General features: G+C 43.5%; 16 protein-coding genes. All 16 read left to right on the forward strand.

Features of this window, described 5'->3' with window-relative positions:
- The first annotated feature begins 132 nt into the window (after positions 1-132).
- Positions 133-402 carry a 30S ribosomal protein S15 gene (gene rpsO, locus EFK13_RS09170; protein WP_003154182.1) on the forward strand — a complete coding sequence of 90 codons (270 nt, stop codon included), beginning with the start codon at positions 133-135 and terminating at the stop codon, positions 400-402.
- 173 nt (positions 403-575) lie between these two features.
- Entirely contained in the window at positions 576-2,693 is a 2,118-nt protein-coding gene (gene pnp, locus EFK13_RS09175; RefSeq protein WP_129505686.1) for a polyribonucleotide nucleotidyltransferase, read from the forward strand.
- Between the two features lie 117 nt (positions 2,694-2,810).
- Entirely contained in the window at positions 2,811-3,770 is a 960-nt protein-coding gene (locus tag EFK13_RS09180) for a polysaccharide deacetylase family protein (protein WP_129505685.1), read from the forward strand.
- 39 nt (positions 3,771-3,809) lie between these two features.
- The gene (locus tag EFK13_RS09185) at positions 3,810-5,039 is read left to right on the forward strand and encodes a M16 family metallopeptidase (protein WP_129505684.1); all 1,230 of its coding nucleotides are present in this window, start codon (positions 3,810-3,812) and stop codon (positions 5,037-5,039) included.
- 77 nt (positions 5,040-5,116) lie between these two features.
- Positions 5,117-5,374, forward strand: a complete 258-nt coding sequence (locus tag EFK13_RS09190; protein WP_064813810.1) for a YlmC/YmxH family sporulation protein — start codon at positions 5,117-5,119, stop codon at positions 5,372-5,374.
- A gap of 152 nt (positions 5,375-5,526) precedes the next feature.
- Positions 5,527-6,420 carry a dipicolinic acid synthetase subunit A gene (gene dpaA / locus EFK13_RS09195; RefSeq protein WP_129505683.1) on the forward strand — a complete coding sequence of 298 codons (894 nt, stop codon included), beginning with the start codon at positions 5,527-5,529 and terminating at the stop codon, positions 6,418-6,420.
- 2 nt (positions 6,421-6,422) lie between these two features.
- Positions 6,423-7,025, forward strand: coding sequence for a dipicolinate synthase subunit B (gene dpaB, locus EFK13_RS09200; RefSeq protein ID WP_129505682.1), 603 nt, complete (start codon positions 6,423-6,425; stop codon positions 7,023-7,025).
- 125 nt (positions 7,026-7,150) lie between these two features.
- Positions 7,151-8,191, forward strand: a complete 1,041-nt coding sequence (asd, locus tag EFK13_RS09205) for an aspartate-semialdehyde dehydrogenase (protein WP_129505681.1) — start codon at positions 7,151-7,153, stop codon at positions 8,189-8,191.
- 91 nt (positions 8,192-8,282) lie between these two features.
- A complete protein-coding gene (gene dapG, locus EFK13_RS09210) occupies positions 8,283-9,497 on the forward strand; it encodes an aspartate kinase (RefSeq protein ID WP_129505680.1) in 1,215 nt (404 codons plus the stop codon).
- Positions 9,498-9,527: 30 nt separating this feature from the next.
- Positions 9,528-10,400: a 4-hydroxy-tetrahydrodipicolinate synthase gene (dapA, locus tag EFK13_RS09215; protein WP_129505679.1), complete on the forward strand. Its 873-nt coding sequence runs from the start codon at positions 9,528-9,530 to the stop codon at positions 10,398-10,400.
- 177 nt (positions 10,401-10,577) lie between these two features.
- Positions 10,578-12,245: a ribonuclease J2 gene (rnjB, locus tag EFK13_RS09220; protein WP_129505678.1), complete on the forward strand. Its 1,668-nt coding sequence runs from the start codon at positions 10,578-10,580 to the stop codon at positions 12,243-12,245.
- 116 nt (positions 12,246-12,361) lie between these two features.
- Positions 12,362-13,099, forward strand: a complete 738-nt coding sequence (gene tepA, locus EFK13_RS09225) for a translocation-enhancing protein TepA (RefSeq protein ID WP_129505677.1) — start codon at positions 12,362-12,364, stop codon at positions 13,097-13,099.
- Positions 13,096-13,308, forward strand: a complete 213-nt coding sequence (locus EFK13_RS09230; protein WP_129505676.1) for a YlzJ-like family protein — start codon at positions 13,096-13,098, stop codon at positions 13,306-13,308. The genes tepA and EFK13_RS09230 overlap by 4 nt, the downstream gene beginning before the upstream one ends.
- Before the next feature lie 130 nt (positions 13,309-13,438).
- A complete protein-coding gene (gene spoIIIE, locus EFK13_RS09235; RefSeq protein WP_129505675.1) occupies positions 13,439-15,802 on the forward strand; it encodes a DNA translocase SpoIIIE in 2,364 nt (787 codons plus the stop codon).
- Between the two features lie 144 nt (positions 15,803-15,946).
- Positions 15,947-16,672, forward strand: coding sequence for a GntR family transcriptional regulator (locus tag EFK13_RS09240; RefSeq protein WP_129505674.1), 726 nt, complete (start codon positions 15,947-15,949; stop codon positions 16,670-16,672).
- Between the two features lie 137 nt (positions 16,673-16,809).
- Complete coding sequence (gene bcbE, locus EFK13_RS09245; RefSeq protein ID WP_129505673.1) at positions 16,810-18,021, forward strand: bacillibactin exporter BcbE; 1,212 nt, start codon at positions 16,810-16,812, stop codon at positions 18,019-18,021.
- Positions 18,022-18,217: the final 196 nt, after the last annotated feature.

An 18,217-nucleotide genomic window follows, 5' to 3' on the forward strand; every position in this document is an offset into this window, starting at 1 on the left:
CTAAAATATTTGCATATAGGCACGATTTTTAGTATGATAGTTTGCGTAGTCTTAAAACCATTGCTTGGCAATCCGAAGTCACCGACGGTTGCTAGGTAACTGGGGCTAAATATGATTTGGAGGTGAAACAGGATGGCAATTACTCAAGAGCGTAAAAACCAACTCATCAGCGAGTTCAAAACACACGAATCTGATACTGGATCTCCAGAAGTTCAGATCGCTATCCTAACTGACTCAATTAACAACTTGAACGAGCATTTACGTACTCACAAGAAAGACCACCACTCACGTCGCGGTCTTCTTAAAATGGTAGGTAAGCGTCGTAATCTTCTTACGTATCTACGTAATAAAGACGTAACTCGTTACCGTGAGTTAATTAACAAACTAGGCTTACGTCGATAATCGTAAAAAGCGGGAGGATTCCCGCTTTTTTATCGTATTAAAGCGAAAATTTCTTATAACAAATCATTGAAATCCTTTTACATACTACTTTGACATTGATATGTTCAATCCATTTCGTTCATAATAGGAGTAATTGATTATTTCACACAACGAAGAGAGGAGTTCGTAATCGTATGGGACAAGAAAAACATGTCTTTACCATAGATTGGGCCGGAAGAACGCTTACAGTTGAAACCGGCCAGCTTGCCAAACAGGCAAACGGTGCTGTGATGATCCGCTACGGTGATACGGCAGTACTGAGTACAGCAACCGCTTCAAAAGAACCAAAACCGCTTGATTTCTTCCCGCTCACTGTAAACTATGAGGAAAGATTATATGCGGTAGGGAAAATTCCCGGCGGATTCATTAAAAGAGAAGGACGTCCAAGTGAAAAAGCGGTTCTTGCCAGCCGTTTAATTGATCGTCCGATCCGTCCTTTGTTTGCCGATGGATTCCGTAATGAAGTTCAAGTCATCAGCATTGTCATGAGTGTTGACCAAGACTGCTCTTCTGAGATGGCTGCCATGTTCGGTTCATCTCTTGCCCTTTCTGTATCGGATATTCCGTTTGAAGGACCGATTGCAGGGGTTACCGTCGGACGCATTGATGATCAATTTATCATTAACCCGACAGTCGATCAGCTTGAGAAAAGCGACATCAATCTTGTCGTTGCCGGCACGAAAGATGCCATTAACATGGTAGAAGCGGGAGCGGACGAGGTTCCTGAGGAAACCATGCTTGAAGCGATTATGTTTGGCCATGAAGAGATTAAACGCCTGATTGCATTCCAAGAAGAAATCGTTGCAGCAGTCGGCAAAGAGAAATCAGAAATTGCGCTCTATGAAATTGATGAAGAGCTTAGCGGAAAAGTAAAAGCTTTAGCAGAAGAGGATCTGCTGAAAGCTATCCAAGTTCATGAAAAGCATGCCCGTGAAGATGCCATTAATGAAGTGAAAAACACAGTTGTGGCAAAATTCGAGGATGAAGAGCATGATGAAGACACAATCAAGCAAGTAAAGCAGATTTTATCCAAGCTGGTGAAAAATGAAGTGCGCCGCTTAATTACTGAGGAGAAAGTAAGACCGGACGGCCGCGGTGTCGATCAAATCCGCCCGCTTTCTTCAGAGGTCGGCCTCTTGCCAAGAACGCACGGATCAGGTCTGTTTACAAGGGGACAAACACAGGCCCTCAGCGTATGTACGCTAGGTGCTCTGGGAGATGTGCAAATCCTTGACGGTTTAGGTGTTGAAGAATCAAAACGGTTTATGCATCACTACAACTTCCCGCAATTCAGCGTTGGGGAAACAGGACCGATGCGCGGACCGGGACGCCGTGAAATTGGGCACGGAGCACTGGGTGAGCGTGCGCTTGAGCCAGTTATTCCGTCTGAAAAAGATTTCCCATACACTGTCCGTCTTGTATCAGAAGTGCTCGAATCAAACGGTTCTACGTCTCAAGCAAGTATTTGCGCAAGCACACTTGCAATGATGGATGCCGGTGTACCAATCAAAGCCCCGGTTGCTGGTATTGCGATGGGTCTCGTCAAATCAGGCGAACATTACACTGTTCTGACTGACATCCAAGGCATGGAAGACGCGCTTGGAGACATGGACTTTAAAGTAGCCGGCACGGGAAAAGGCGTAACGGCGCTGCAAATGGACATTAAAATCGAAGGCCTTTCCAGAGAGATTCTTGAAGAAGCGCTTCAGCAGGCGAAAAAAGGAAGAATGGAAATTCTCAACAGCATGCTTGCGACATTAAGCGAATCAAGAAAAGAGCTTTCTCGATATGCGCCTAAGATTTTAACAATGACCATTAATCCTGATAAAATCCGCGATGTCATCGGGCCAAGCGGAAAACAAATCAATAAAATCATCGAAGAAACCGGTGTTAAAATTGATATTGAACAGGACGGCACAATCTTTATTTCTTCAACAGATGAAAGCAGCAACCAAAAAGCGAAAAAAATCATCGAAGACCTTGTCAGAGAGGTTGAAGTCGGCCAGCTTTACCTTGGTAAAGTGAAACGAATCGAAAAATTCGGGGCTTTCGTTGAAATTTTCAGCGGGAAAGACGGTTTGGTGCACATTTCAGAGCTTGCGCTTGAACGCGTAGGAAAAGTTGAAGATGTTGTAAAAATCGGAGACGAGATTCTTGTCAAGGTCACTGAAATTGATAAACAAGGACGAGTCAACCTGTCCCGTAAAGCGGTGCTCCGTGAAGAGAAAGAAAAAGAAGAACAACAATCTTAAATGAAAACATAAAAAGGAGCCTGGGAGACCCGGCTTCTTTATTTTGACGCTTTTAAAAAGCAGGCGGGTTCTACCTTGTCCTTCTTCTTCATAATGTGAGGTGAGGGGGGACAGAACATGTACAAAAAATTTGTACCGTTTGCCGTTTTTCTATTTCTTTTTTTTGTCTCATTTGAGATGATGAAAAATCCGTATGCAGTTGATTATATAGGGGCAATGAAAAAAGATACGGTGACTGTCACGGCGTCCAAAGACCCGTTATATGAAGAATTGCTTCAAAAAGCGCCGGATTACGAGGTTAAGCCCCAAAATGCAAGAATCGATAAAGTGTGGAAAAGCATTCCAGGCTACAATGGATTGAAGGTCAATATTGAACAATCATATAAAAAAATGAAAAAGCACGGCGAGTTTCGAGAAAACGACTTGGTGTACAGCCAAGTAAGACCAAGCGTTCATCTTGAGTCTCTTCAGCCTGAGCCCATTTATAAAGGAAATCCAGACAAACCAATGGTGGCTTTTTTAATTAATGTGGCATGGGGAAATGAGTATTTGGAAAAAATGCTCCCTATTTTAGAAAAGCATCAGGTCAAGGCTACGTTCTTTTTAGAAGGCAATTGGGTGAGAAACAATGAACAGCTCGCTAAGAAGATTGCGGAAGACGGCCATGAAATCGGAAATCATTCATACAATCATCCGGATATGAGCAAACTGACTACAGGAAGAATTTCCGAGCAGCTCGACAAGACAAATGAACAAATAGAAGAAACGATTGGCGTTAAGCCAAAGTGGTTCGCCCCGCCGAGCGGAAGTTTCAGAAAAGCGGTTATCGATATTGCAGCTGAGAAACAAATGGGAACAGTCATGTGGACAGTTGATACGATCGATTGGCAAAAGCCGGCTCCTTCTGCACTTCAAACGCGAGTGTTAAGCAAGATACATAATGGTGCCATGATTTTAATGCATCCGACCGATCCCACGGCGGAAAGTCTTGAAGCGCTGATTACTAAGATAAAAGATAAAGGCTACGCGCTTGGAACAGTCACTGAACTAATGGATGAAACAAGACTGTTGAAGTAACAGATGCAGGCAGCTTGTCTTTGAATAGGAGGAACAAATTTGATTAAACGATATACGTGTCAAAATGGTGTAAGAGTTGTGCTGGAAAATAACCCGACAGTCCGTTCTGTTGCGATCGGTGTGTGGATCGGCACAGGTTCGCGGCACGAAACGCCGGAGATAAACGGAATTTCCCATTTTTTAGAGCATATGTTCTTTAAAGGGACGAGCACAAGATCTGCACGTGAGATAGCAGAATCTTTTGATCGTATTGGCGGTCAGGTCAATGCGTTTACTTCAAAGGAATATACCTGCTACTATGCAAAGGTGCTTGACGAGCATGCGAATTACGCGCTGGACGTATTAGCAGATATGTTCTTTCATTCAACGTTTGATGAAAACGAGCTGAAAAAAGAAAAAAATGTAGTATATGAAGAAATTAAAATGTACGAAGATGCGCCGGACGACATTGTGCATGATTTACTTAGCAAAGCAACTTACGGCAATCATTCTTTAGGCTACCCAATTCTTGGCACGGAAGAAACGCTTGCCACCTTCAACGGTGACTCTTTGAGACAATACATGCATGATTATTATACACCGGACCGAGTGGTGATTTCGGTAGCGGGCAATATATCTGACAGTTTTATCAAAGATGTGGAAAAATGGTTCGGGTCATACGAAGCGAAGGGTAAAGCGACAGGCCTTGAGAAACCAGAGTTCTACACGGAAAAACTGACAAGAAAAAAAGAAACAGAGCAGGCTCATTTGTGCCTTGGATTTAAAGGCCTTGAGGTTGGTCATGAACGCATTTATGATTTAATCGTTCTGAATAATGTGCTCGGTGGAAGCATGAGCAGCCGATTGTTCCAAGATGTCCGCGAAGATAAAGGGCTTGCTTATTCTGTTTACAGCTATCACAGCTCTTATGAGGACAGCGGAATGCTTACCATTTATGGCGGGACGGGTGCAAATCAGCTTCAGCAACTGTCAGAAACAATTCAAGAAACCCTTGCCACGTTAAAACGCGATGGCATTACTTCGAAAGAGCTGGAAAACAGCAAAGAGCAAATGAAGGGAAGCTTGATGCTAAGCTTAGAAAGCACAAACAGCAAAATGAGCCGAAACGGGAAAAATGAACTGCTGCTCGGCAAACATAAAACATTAGATGAGATCATCAATGAATTAAATGCCGTGAACCTAGAGCGTGTCAACGGTCTTGCCAGACAATTGTTTACTGATGACTATGCTCTGGCACTCATCAGCCCTTCTGGCAATATGCCGTCTTAAAAGGAAATGCCTGCCCCATAACGGGGCAGGCATTTTTTTATCCCTTTGATCATACATAGTACAAGGGGGTGACAGACATGCGGCTCAGTGAATTATCAGGAAAGGAAATTGTAGACATCAAAAGAGCTGAACGGCTGGGAGTGCTCGGCCAGACCGATTTAGAAATCAATGAACAGGATGGCCAGATTACAGCACTCCTCATCCCGACAGTTAAATGGTTTGGTTTGAGAAAACAGGGTCATGACATTCGTGTCCCCTGGCATCATATTCAAAAGATCGGATCGGATATGATCATATTAGATGTACCTGAGGAAATGTCTCCTCGAGAAGATTAAAGTAAACCCTGAAACATCGGCTCAGGCAGCCGATGTTTTTTTATATGAAAAAAGCGCGTGTTTTAATTCACCGGTATTTCCTTTTGATCATAAGATGAAGGGGAGCTTAACAACTAGAGATCCAGTATATACAAAGAAGGTGAACGTTTAGAATGTTAACCGGATTGAAAATTGCAGTTATCGGCGGTGACGCAAGACAGCTCGAAATTATAAGAAAGCTCACTGAACAGCAGGCTGACATCTATCTTGTCGGTTTTGACCAATTGGATCACGGTTTTACCGGAGCAGTAAAATGCAACATTGATGAAATTCCATTTCAGCAAATAGACAGCATCATTCTTCCAGTGTCTGCGACAACAGGAGAAGGTGTCGTATCAACTGTATTTTCGAATGAAGAGGTTGTGTTAAAACAGGACCATCTCGACAAAACGCCTGCACACTGTGTTATTTTCTCAGGAATTTCCAACGCCTATTTAGAAAACATTGCAGCTCAAGCAAACAGAAAACTTGTTAAGCTGTTTGAGCGGGATGACATTGCGATATATAATTCTATTCCGACAGTAGAAGGAACGATCATGCTGGCTATTCAGCACACGGATTATACGATACACGGATCTCAGGTGGCCGTTCTCGGTCTGGGACGCACCGGGATGACGATTGCACGTACATTTGCCGCCCTTGGGGCGAATGTAAAAGTGGGGGCAAGGAGTTCAGCGCATCTGGCACGTATCACTGAAATGGGGCTGGTTCCTTTTCACACCGATGAGCTGAAAGAGCATGTAAAAGATATAGATATTTGTATTAATACCATACCGAGTATGATTTTAAATCAAACGGTACTTTCTAGCATGACACCAAAAACCTTAATATTGGATCTGGCCTCACGCCCTGGGGGAACGGATTTTAAATATGCCGAAAAACAGGGGATTAAAGCACTTCTTGCCCCCGGCCTTCCAGGGATTGTCGCACCTAAAACAGCCGGGAAAATCCTCGCAAATGTCTTGAGCAAGCTTTTGGCGGAAATACAAGCTGAGGAGGGAAAATAAGGATGTCGTCATTAAAAGGAAAAAGAATCGGGTTTGGTTTGACCGGATCGCATTGCACATATGAAGCGGTTTTCCCGCAAATTGAGGCGCTGGTCAACGAAGGGGCCGAAGTACGTCCGGTTGTCACATTTAACGTGAAATCCACAAATACCCGATTTGGAGAGGGAGCGGAATGGGTTAAAAAAATTGAGGATCTGACCGGATACGAGGCCATTGATTCAATTGTAAAGGCAGAGCCCCTTGGGCCGAAGCTGCCCCTTGACTGCATGGTCATTGCTCCTTTAACCGGCAATTCAATGAGCAAGCTGGCAAATGCCATGACGGACAGCCCGGTGCTGATGGCGGCAAAAGCGACAATCCGAAACAATCGCCCAGTCGTTCTTGGCATCTCGACAAATGATGCTCTCGGTTTAAACGGAACAAATTTAATGAGGCTCATGTCAACAAAAAATATCTTTTTTATTCCATTCGGGCAAGACGATCCATTCAAAAAACCGAATTCAATGGTAGCCAAAATGGATCTGCTTCCGCAAACCATTGAAAAGGCGCTTATGCATCAGCAGCTTCAGCCGGTTCTGGTTGAGAATTTTCAGGGAAATGACTAAATTTACAGAAAATCTTTCCCAAACTAAAAAATTCGGTCATCACCCGCATATTCTATGGTAAAATAAAACGTAAAATCATAGTCAAATCAATTCAATGATGCTGATTGGCGGAAGGAGTTTTACAGATGGGAAGAGGTTTACACGTAGCTGTTGTCGGAGCGACAGGAGCTGTAGGACAACAAATGCTTAAAACACTTGAAGACAGAAACTTTGAAATGGACACACTTACATTGTTATCTTCAAAACGCTCTGCGGGGACAAAAGTCACGTTTAAAGGCAAAGAGCTGACTGTTCAGGAAGCTTCTCCTGAGAGCTTTGAAGGGGTAAATATTGCTTTGTTCAGCGCCGGCGGAAGCGTATCACAAGCATTGGCACCAGAAGCTGTAAAACGCGGCGCTATTGTTATAGATAATACGAGTGCATTCCGTATGGATGAAAATACACCGCTTGTTGTGCCTGAAGTGAATGAGGCAGACTTACATGAACACAACGGCATCATTGCCAATCCTAACTGCTCTACAATCCAAATGGTAGCGGCTCTTGAACCGATCCGCAAAGCATACGGCTTAAATAAAGTCATCGTATCAACTTACCAGGCGGTATCAGGAGCGGGAAATGAAGCTGTAAAAGAGCTTTACAGCCAAACGCAGGCGATTTTAAATCAAGAAGAAATTGAGCCTGAGATCATGCCTGTAAAAGGTGACAAAAAACACTATCAAATCGCTTTCAACGCGATTCCGCAAATTGATAAATTCCAAGATAACGGTTATACGTTTGAGGAAATGAAAATGATAAATGAAACGAAAAAAATCATGCACATGCCTGACCTTCAAGTAGCGGCTACATGTGTGAGACTGCCAATTCAAACTGGGCACTCAGAGTCCGTCTACATCGAGGTAGACCGTGATGACGCTACTGTTGAGGATATTAAAAACCTATTAAAAGAAGCTCCAGGCGTGACACTTCAGGATGACCCAAGCCAACAGCTTTATCCGATGCCTGCTGATGCCGTCGGCAAAAACGATGTGTTTGTAGGCCGCATCCGCAAAGACTTGGACAGAGCAAACGGTTTTCATTTATGGGTTGTTTCTGATAACCTATTAAAAGGCGCGGCATGGAACTCTGTTCAAATTGCAGAAAGCCTGAAAAAACTAAACCTCGTATAAAAGAGAGAATTTACCAAAGACGAATAGAAGAGAGTAAGGCATTATCAGCCTGCTCTCTTCTGTTACGTCGGAATAATTTGGAGTGAAAACAGTGAAGATAATTGTTCAAAAGTTCGGCGGAACATCTGTAAAAGATGATAAAGGCCGCAAACTGGCTTTAGAGCATATTAAAGAAGCAATCAGTGAAGGATATAAGGTTGTCGTTGTTGTTTCAGCGATGGGCCGCAAAGGAGACCCGTACGCGACAGATTCTTTGCTGGGGCTGCTTTACGGCGATCAGTCAGCGATTTCTCCAAGGGAGCAGGATTTGCTTTTATCTTGCGGAGAGACCATTTCCTCTGTCGTTTTTACAAGCATGCTGCTTGATAATGGTATAAAAGCAGCTGCGCTGACAGGGGCTCAGGCTGGCTTTTTAACGAATGATCAGCATACCAATGCGAAAATCATGGAAATGAAACCGGAGCGTTTATTCAGTGTGCTCGCGAATCATGAAGCTGTAGTCGTTGCTGGGTTCCAGGGCGCAACTGAAAAGGGCGATACAACAACAATCGGCAGAGGGGGCAGCGATACGTCTGCAGCCGCACTCGGCGCAGCTGTTGACGCGGAATACATCGATATTTTCACCGATGTAGAAGGTGTGATGACGGCTGATCCAAGAGTGGTGGAAAATGCGAAACCGCTTCCTGTCGTGACGTATACGGAAATTTGCAACTTGGCATATCAAGGGGCGAAGGTTATTCATCCGCGGGCTGTGGAAATTGCGATGCAAGCCAAGGTTCCGATCCGCGTCCGTTCGACTTATTCGAAAGATAAAGGCACATTGGTGACATCACATCATTCTTCCAAAGTCGGAAGCGATGTTTTTGAAAGGCTGATTACGGGAATTGCCCATGTCAAAGATGTGACTCAGTTCAAAGTTCCTTCGAAAATTGGCCAGTACAACGTTCAGACTGAAGTGTTCAAGGCGATGGCGAATGCGGGAATCAGTGTCGATTTCTTTAACATTACACCTAGTGAAATCGTATATACGGTGGCCGGGAATAAAACAGAAACAGCTCAGCGTATTTTAATGGATATGGGCTATGATCCGATGGTAACGAGAAATTGCGCGAAGGTATCGGCGGTCGGAGCGGGCATTATGGGTGTTCCAGGTGTCACGTCCAAAATTGTCTCTGCCCTTTCGGAAAAAGAAATACCGATCCTTCAATCGGCTGACAGCCATACAACAATATGGGTGCTCGTCCATGAAGCGGATATGGTTCCTGCTGTAAACGCTCTGCATGAAGTGTTTGAACTTTCCAAGTAAATGTGATTGAATCATGATGAGGTGAATAAAATGAATTTCGGAAATGTGTCTACAGCGATGATTACACCCTTTGACAATAAAGGGAACGTAGACTTTCAAAAACTGTCTACACTGATTGATTACTTGTTGAAAAACGGAACGGATTCTTTAGTAGTAGCGGGAACAACCGGAGAGTCGCCAACTCTTTCAACTGAAGAAAAAATTGCGCTTTTTGAATATACGGTAAAAGAAGTGAACGGTCGGGTTCCGGTTATTGCGGGAACCGGAAGCAACAACACGAAAGATTCCATTAAGCTTACTAAAAAAGCTGAGGAAGCGGGCGTAGACGCGGTCATGCTCGTTACGCCGTATTACAATAAACCTTCTCAAGAGGGAATGTACCAGCATTTTAAAGCAATTGCGGCAGAAACGTCTCTTCCTGTCATGCTTTATAATGTGCCGGGCCGCACGGTTGCTTCACTTGCTCCTGAAACGACGATTCGTCTGGCGGCAGACATTTCGAACGTTGTGGCGATTAAAGAAGCGAGCGGAGACCTCGAAGCGATTACAAAAATTGTTGCGGAAACGCCGGAAGACTTCTCTGTCTATTCAGGGGACGACGCCCTGACGCTTCCTGTTCTTTCAGTCGGAGGAAGAGGAGTTGTTTCAGTGGCAAGCCATATAGCAGGCTCTGATATGCAGCAAATGATCAAAAATTATACGAATGGGCAAACAGCTAATGCGGCACTGATTCATCAAAAACTGCTGCCGATTATGAAGGAATTGTTTAAAGCGCCTAATCCTGCTCCTGTCAAAACAGCGCTTCAGCTGAGAGGCCTTGATGTCGGTTCAGTGCGTCTTCCTCTTGTCCCGTTAACTGAGGATGAACGTCTGAGCTTAAGCAGCACGATCAGCGAACTGTAAGAAAAATTCATACAGTGAAATAAACGCGGTCATTCTCACATTCAGCTGAGTTTGACCGTTTCTTATACATATTGGTTTTCCCTAAACCTTCTGCTTTATCTTGTTTTCTAAATTTACTTTCAGTTATAATAGGAACAAGTGATGATGGACGGGTATGAGACTAGGAGGATATAGATTTTGAAAAAGAAAAATACAGAAAACGTTAGAATTATCGCCCTTGGCGGTGTTGGAGAAATTGGGAAGAACCTTTATGTCATCGAAATTGACTCAGACATATTTGTCGTTGATGCCGGCCTTATGCATCCAGAAAACGAGATGCTTGGTATTGATGTGGTGATTCCTGACATATCATATTTGATTGAACGGGCTGATCGCGTCAAAGCAATCTTCTTAACGCACGGGCACGATGAAAATATCGGCGGCGTTTTTTACTTATTAAACAAGCTGTCCGTTCCCGTGTACGGAACGAAGCTGACGCTCGCTTTGTTAAGAGAAAAATTAAAACAATACGGACATAACCGTAAAACTGATTTAAGAGAAATTCACTCCAAATCTGTCATTACATTTGAATCGACAAAGGTATCGTTCTTTAGAACGATCCACAGCATCCCTGATTCTGTAGGTGTGAGTTTTAAAACATCACTTGGATCTATTGTATGCACGGGAGACTTCAAATTTGACCAAACGCCTGCACTTAATCAAACGTGTGACATTGGCGAGATCGCCAAGATCGGCAATAGCGGCGTGCTAGCCCTGCTTTCCGACAGTGCAAATGCGGAACGCCCGGGTTATACACCTTCAGAAGCTGCTGTCAGCGGAGAAATTTCGGACGCGCTGTATAATTCAGATAACCGGGTGATTATTGCTGTTTTCGCATCCAATATTAACCGGATTCAGCAAGTCATTCATGCAGCGGCTCAAAATGGCAGAAAGATTGCCGTTGCCGGAAAAAATCTTCAATCTGTCCTGCAGCTGGCAAGAAAGCTCGGATATATTGAAGCAGATGATGAACTGTTTATTTCTGTACAGGATGTCAAGAAATATCCGAAGCGCGAAGTGGCTATTATTACAGCCGGCAACCAAGGTGAACCGTTAGCTGCCCTGACAAGAATGGCAAACAAAGCCCACAAACAGCTGAACATTGAAGAAGGGGATACAGTTGTCATCGCGTCAACACCAATCCCTGGACAGGAACTCATTTATTCTAAAACAGTAGATCTTCTCGCGAGAGCCGGCGCACAAGTCATCTTTGCCCAAAAGCGTGTCCATGTATCTGGCCACGGCTCGCAGGAAGAGTTAAAGCTGATGATCAATCTGCTTAAACCAAAATATTTAATTCCTGTAAACGGCGAATACAGAATGCAAAAAGCGCATTCAAAAATCGCTGAAGAAATTGGCATGAAGCGCAGTGACATCTTCTTAATTGAAAAAGGAGACGTCGTTGAATTCCGCGGCCAAAACGTAAAAATTGGGGATAAAGTTCCATACGGCAATATTTTAATTGATGGTTTGGGTGTCGGTGATATCGGCAATATCGTATTGCGAGACCGCCGCTTGCTTTCACAGGACGGAATTTTAATTGTTGTGATTACACTTGATAAACAAAAGAAACATCTTGTATCAGGACCAGAAATTATCACTCGCGGTTTTGTTTATGTAAGAGAGTCTGAAGGCCTTATTGTACAGGCTACTGAGCTTGTCCGTTCCATCGTGACAGAAGCGACTGAAACATCAAATGTTGAATGGTCAACGCTGAAACAGGCAATGCGAGATGCTTTGAACCAATTCCTATATGAAAAAACGAAACGTAAACCAATGATCATCCCAATTATTATGGAAGTATAATGTCTGACTAAAGACCGGAGCTGTTCCGGTCTTTATTTTTTTGCCTTTTTTGCCGGGATTGAATTGAGTATCTTTGTTCATAATACAAAGAGAAACTTGGAAAGGGTGAAAGCGAGATGGAACATCGTATGGAAAACACAGAAGAAGAGCGTCCTGAAAAAAATGATGCGAAAGACAGCATTATGAATAAAATACAGCAACTTGGTGAAACGACGCTTCCGCAGCTGCCCCAAGATACAAATATTCATTGTTTGACCATTATCGGACAAATAGAAGGCCATGTTCAGCTTCCTCCGCAAAACAAAACAACAAAATATGAGCATGTCATCCCGCAGATCGTGGCTATTGAACAGAATCCCAAAATTGAAGGCTTGCTGATTATATTAAATACTGTCGGAGGAGATGTTGAAGCGGGTCTCGCAATAGCGGAAATGCTCGCATCTTTATCAAAGCCGACCGTTTCCATTGTGCTTGGCGGAGGGCATTCCATCGGCGTTCCGATTGCGGTATCCTGTGATTACAGCTATATTGCTGAAACAGCAACGATGACGATTCATCCCGTTCGGCTGACCGGACTGGTAATCGGTGTGCCGCAAACGTTTGAATACCTGGATAAGATGCAAGAAAGAGTTGTTAAATTTGTGACAAGCCATTCCAATATAACCGAAGAGAAGTTTAAAGAGCTGATGTTTTCAAAAGGGAATTTAACACGCGACATCGGAACAAATGTAGTCGGTAAGGATGCAGTGGAATACGGACTGATAGATCACACAGGCGGTGTCGGGCAGGCGATCAATAAACTGAATGAGCTCATTGAGGAAGCAAGATCAGAAGAAGGACGGATGCTTCAATGATTCTGTATACCGTGATGCCGCAGGAAATTGTATTTGCGGAGCAGAACCAAGAGACAAGCGCACATGAGCAAATTGAATACAAAGGTGTACCGCTTCTTGTCGAAATGAAAGGGAATGAAGCGGAAGTCATTCAAATCATGAGCACAAATCCAATGCATTTTCTGCATCCGGACATTTCACCGGGACAAAAGCTGAAATTTAACGTATAAGAATCAAACCCATTTTCGGGGGCAAAATATGCTATAATAGGGGAATCCTACAGAAAAAACGCAGCCTGTAAACGGCTGCTTTCTTCATTATGTATGAACTTACATTTTTTAACGCAGTAAGGTGATGAGTGTGGCAAAGAAAAAAAGAAAATCAAGAAAAAAACAGGCGAAACAGCTCAATATAAAATACGAACTCAACGGATTGCTGTGCATAGCCATTTCAATTATCGCGATTCTGCAGCTCGGGGTAGTCGGACAAACCTTTATTTACTTGTTCCGCTTTTTTACCGGAGAGTGGTTTATTTTATGCTTGTTAGGTTTATTGGTGTTAGGAGTCTCGCTGTTTTGGAAGAAGAAAACGCCAAGCCTGTTAACGAGACGAAAGGCTGGGTTGTACTGTATTATCGCAAGCATATTGCTGCTTTCTCACGTGCAGCTGTTTAAAAATTTGACGCACAAAGGGTCTATTGAGTCCGCAAGCGTGGTGCGCAACACGTGGGAATTGTTTTTAATGGACATGAATGGGAGCTCCGCCTCACCTGATTTAGGCGGAGGGATGATCGGCGCGCTGCTGTTTGCGGCTTCACACTTTTTGTTTGCGTCGACTGGTTCTCAGATCATGGCGATCGTCATGATTTTGATCGGAATGATTTTAGTCACAGGGCGCTCTCTTCAAGAAACACTGAAAAAGTGGATGAGCCCGATTGGCCGCTTTATAAAAGAACAATGGTTTGCATTTATTGATGATATGAAATCCGTCAAAACAAATATGAAGTCATCGAAAAAAACGAAAACGCCGAGCAAAAAACAAAAACCGGCCCGCAAGAAACAGCAAATGGAACCAGAGCCTTCTGATGAAGAGGAGGATTCGGAAATGATATCGCCTCTTATTCATTCAGAGCCGATTATCTCAAGCTTTTCAGATCGTAATGAAGATGAAGAGTCTCCAGTCATAGAAAAGCGCGCCGAACCTGTATCAGAGCCGCTTCAGGACATCCAGCCTGAAACAGGTGATCAGGAAACTGTTTCTGCTCCTCCTATGACCTTTACGGAGCTTGAAAATAAAGATTACGAGATGCCGTCACTGGATTTACTGGCAGATCCGCAGCATACCGGCCAGCAGGCTGATAAAAAGAATATTTATGAAAATGCAAGAAAGCTCGAACGCACCTTCCAAAGCTTTGGCGTAAAGGCGAAAGTCACACAGGTTCATCTCGGGCCGGCCGTAACAAAATATGAAGTGTATCCTGATGTCGGAGTGAAGGTTAGCAAAATTGTCAATTTAAGCGATGACTTAGCGCTTGCACTTGCTGCAAAGGATATCAGGATCGAAGCGCCAATACCAGGTAAATCAGCAATCGGAATTGAGGTTCCAAACGCAGAAGTGGCGATGGTATCGTTGAAGGAAGTGCTCGATTCTAAATTAAATGACAGACCGGACGCGAAGCTGCTGATTGGACTCGGTCGTAATATCTCAGGTGAAGCTGTGCTGGCAGAGTTAAACAAGATGCCTCACCTTTTGGTCGCAGGCGCAACCGGAAGCGGGAAAAGCGTCTGTGTCAACGGCATTATTACAAGTATTTTAATGCGCGCAAAGCCGCATGAAGTGAAAATGATGATGATCGATCCGAAAATGGTAGAGCTGAATGTCTACAACGGGATTCCGCATTTGCTTGCTCCTGTCGTAACCGATCCGAAAAAAGCGTCACAGGCTTTGAAAAAGGTTGTCAATGAAATGGAGCGGCGGTACGAATTATTTTCTCATACGGGCACAAGAAATATTGAAGGATACAATGATTATATAAAACGCTCCAACAATGAAGAAGGAGCGAAACAGCCAGAGCTGCCTTATATTGTTGTGATTGTGGACGAGCTTGCCGACCTCATGATGGTCGCTTCATCTGATGTGGAAGATTCAATTACGAGATTGTCTCAAATGGCGCGGGCTGCCGGCATCCACCTCATTATTGCAACACAGCGGCCGTCGGTTGACGTTATCACAGGGGTCATCAAAGCGAATATTCCGTCACGAATCGCGTTCAGCGTATCTTCACAGACGGATTCAAGGACGATTCTTGACATGGGTGGCGCTGAGAAGCTGCTCGGCCGTGGCGATATGCTGTTTTTGCCTGTCGGGGCTAATAAACCTGTCCGCGTACAGGGAGCATTTTTGTCGGATGACGAAGTGGAGAAGGTCGTCGACCATGTGATTACGCAACAGAAAGCGCAATATCAGGAAGAAATGATTCCTGAGGAGACAACGGAAACTCATTCGGAGGTTACCGATGATCTTTATGATGAAGCTGTTGAATTAATCGTCGGCATGCAGACGGCATCTGTTTCCATGCTGCAAAGAAGATTCAGAATCGGTTATACGAGAGCGGCCCGCCTGATTGATGCGATGGAGGAACGAGGCGTTGTCGGACCGTATGAAGGCAGCAAACCTAGGGAAGTCTTATTATCAAAAGAAAAATACGATGAGCTCTCTTCTTAAATGAAGGGAGTTCAGCTCTCATTAGTTCTCAGTAATAACATTATGTAAACTAATAACCTGGCTATTTATTTTTTCGACAAAACATGATATAGTTGTCCCAATTGTTCAATAATTTTTATCGAAAGTGGTTTACGGAGGGGAAACATGTCTACAAAAGCTGATAATCGGCACTTGTATTTGAAAGTGATTGAACGAATTAAAGAGGATATTAAAAATGGCATCTACACTGAGAAGGAAAAGCTCCCTTCTGAATTTGAGCTTTCCAAAAAGCTTGGTGTCAGCAGAGCGACGCTAAGAGAAGCTTTGCGGATACTGGAAGAAGAGCATGTGATTATCAGAAGGCATGGTGTAGGCACTTTTGTCCATTCTAAGCCGTTATTTCTTTCGGGCATTGAACAGCTTAACAGTGTAACGAAGATGATAGAACAGGCAAATATGGCGCCTGGAACGATTTTTCTATCATCACAAGTGCTTATGCCGTCTGAAGATGACACTAAGAGATTTCATTTGGCAGAAGGGCAAGAACTTTTTTACCTCGAACGAGTCAGGACAGCTAATGGACAGCCGATTGTGTATTGTATAGACAAAATTCCGATGGATATTTTGCCGAATTCTTTTTCTCATCAGCAAGAATCTATGTTTGATCTGCTTGAGAAAAATTCAGGCTCCGTGATCAGCTATGCCGTGACTGATATTGAACCGATCGGCTATCATGATACCATTTCTCCAGTGCTGGAATGCGATCCGGAAACAGCTCTTTTGCTGCTAAAACAAACCCATTACGATCAGCACGATAAACCGGTGCTTTACTCATTAAATTATTTTAGAGCGGATAAATTCAGATTTCATGTTTTGCGTAAACGATTCTAAAACGGGCGCTGTGATGTGTCTGTTTTTTTATTTGCACTGATTCATATTTCTTTGTACATACTTTCACTCTGGTTAACGCAACATATAAGGGATGACAAGAAAGTGAATGGGTGAAAATGTTGAGAGAGAAAAATGGAATGAAAAATATTATTGCATTGTCTTCCGTACCGCTTGTGATGACACTAGGGAACTCCATGCTGATACCTGTTCTTCCGATGATGGAGAAAAAGCTGTCAGTGACTTCATTTCAAGTGTCTTTAATCATTACTGTATATTCAGTAGTAGCGATTATTTGCATTCCGATTGCCGGATATTTGTCGGATCGATTCGGGAGAAAAAAAATATTGCTTCCATGCCTCCTCATTGCAGGATTAGGCGGATTGGTCGCGGCTTTTGCCTCAACCTATATGAAAAATCCCTATGCTATGATTTTGGCGGGACGGGTTCTTCAAGGCATCGGTTCAGCAGGCGCAGCTCCTATCGTCATGCCGTTTATCGGCGATTTGTTTCAAGGAGACGATGAAAAGGTCAGCGCCGGCCTTGGTGATATTGAAACCGCCAACACGTCAGGAAAGGTATTGAGTCCCATACTGGGCGCCTTACTGGCTTCCTGGTACTGGTTTGTACCGTTTTGGTTTATTCCGTTTTTCTGTTTGATCAGCTTTTTGCTCGTGTTGTTTCTGGTGGCCAAGCCTGAAGAAGATGAGGATGCACCAGCGGTTTCTGAATTTATCAAGAGTGTGCGGAAAATCTTTAAACAGGATGGGCGCTGGCTTTATACGGTCTTTATTATCGGATGTGTCATTATGTTTTTGTTATTTGGCGTATTATTTTATTTGTCAGATACGTTGGAGAACAAGTATGCCATTGACGGAGTGGCTAAAGGCGGATTACTGGCAATCCCTCTTTTATTTTTATCAACCAGTTCTTTTATAGCCGGCAAAAAGATCGGTAAAGATAAAGTTCGAATGAAATTTTGCGTTGTTACGGGAATGATTCTGTTAACCCTGTCGTTTATTGCCTTGTGGTGGAACCACAGTTTTTATTTTTTATTTATCTTTTTAAGCATTGGCGGGATTGGGATTGGAATGGCTCTTCCTGCATTAGATGCACTGATAACCGAAGGGATTGAAAGTGAGCAATGCGGAACCATTTCTTCCTTCTACAATAGCATGCGCTTTATAGGAGTAGCTCTCGGGCCTCCTGTGTTTGCGGCATTAATGTCTAATGCAAATTGGCTGATTTTCATTCTATCGGCGTTTTGCAGCATTGTTGCTTTATTTTTAGTGCTCTTTACTGTGGATGCTAAAAAAAATGAAAAGGAAGAAAAAAATTTAGGGACGGTCTAGCCAGCCGTCCTTTTTTGCTATGATTCAGCGGCTTTTCAGATTGAAAAAAGAATTAACCGATACAGCCTCCCTCCTGCCAGGCGGAGGTTATTGTTTCCTTATAAATCCTACAGTTGCTATAATTACATGAAAGAGTGTTTCTGCGAATGCTGAAAATGGGTCATAATACATACTAATAAGAAATGAACGAAGGAGG

This window comes from Bacillus cabrialesii (genome assembly GCF_004124315.2).
Taxonomy (GTDB): Bacteria; Bacillota; Bacilli; order Bacillales; family Bacillaceae; genus Bacillus; species Bacillus cabrialesii.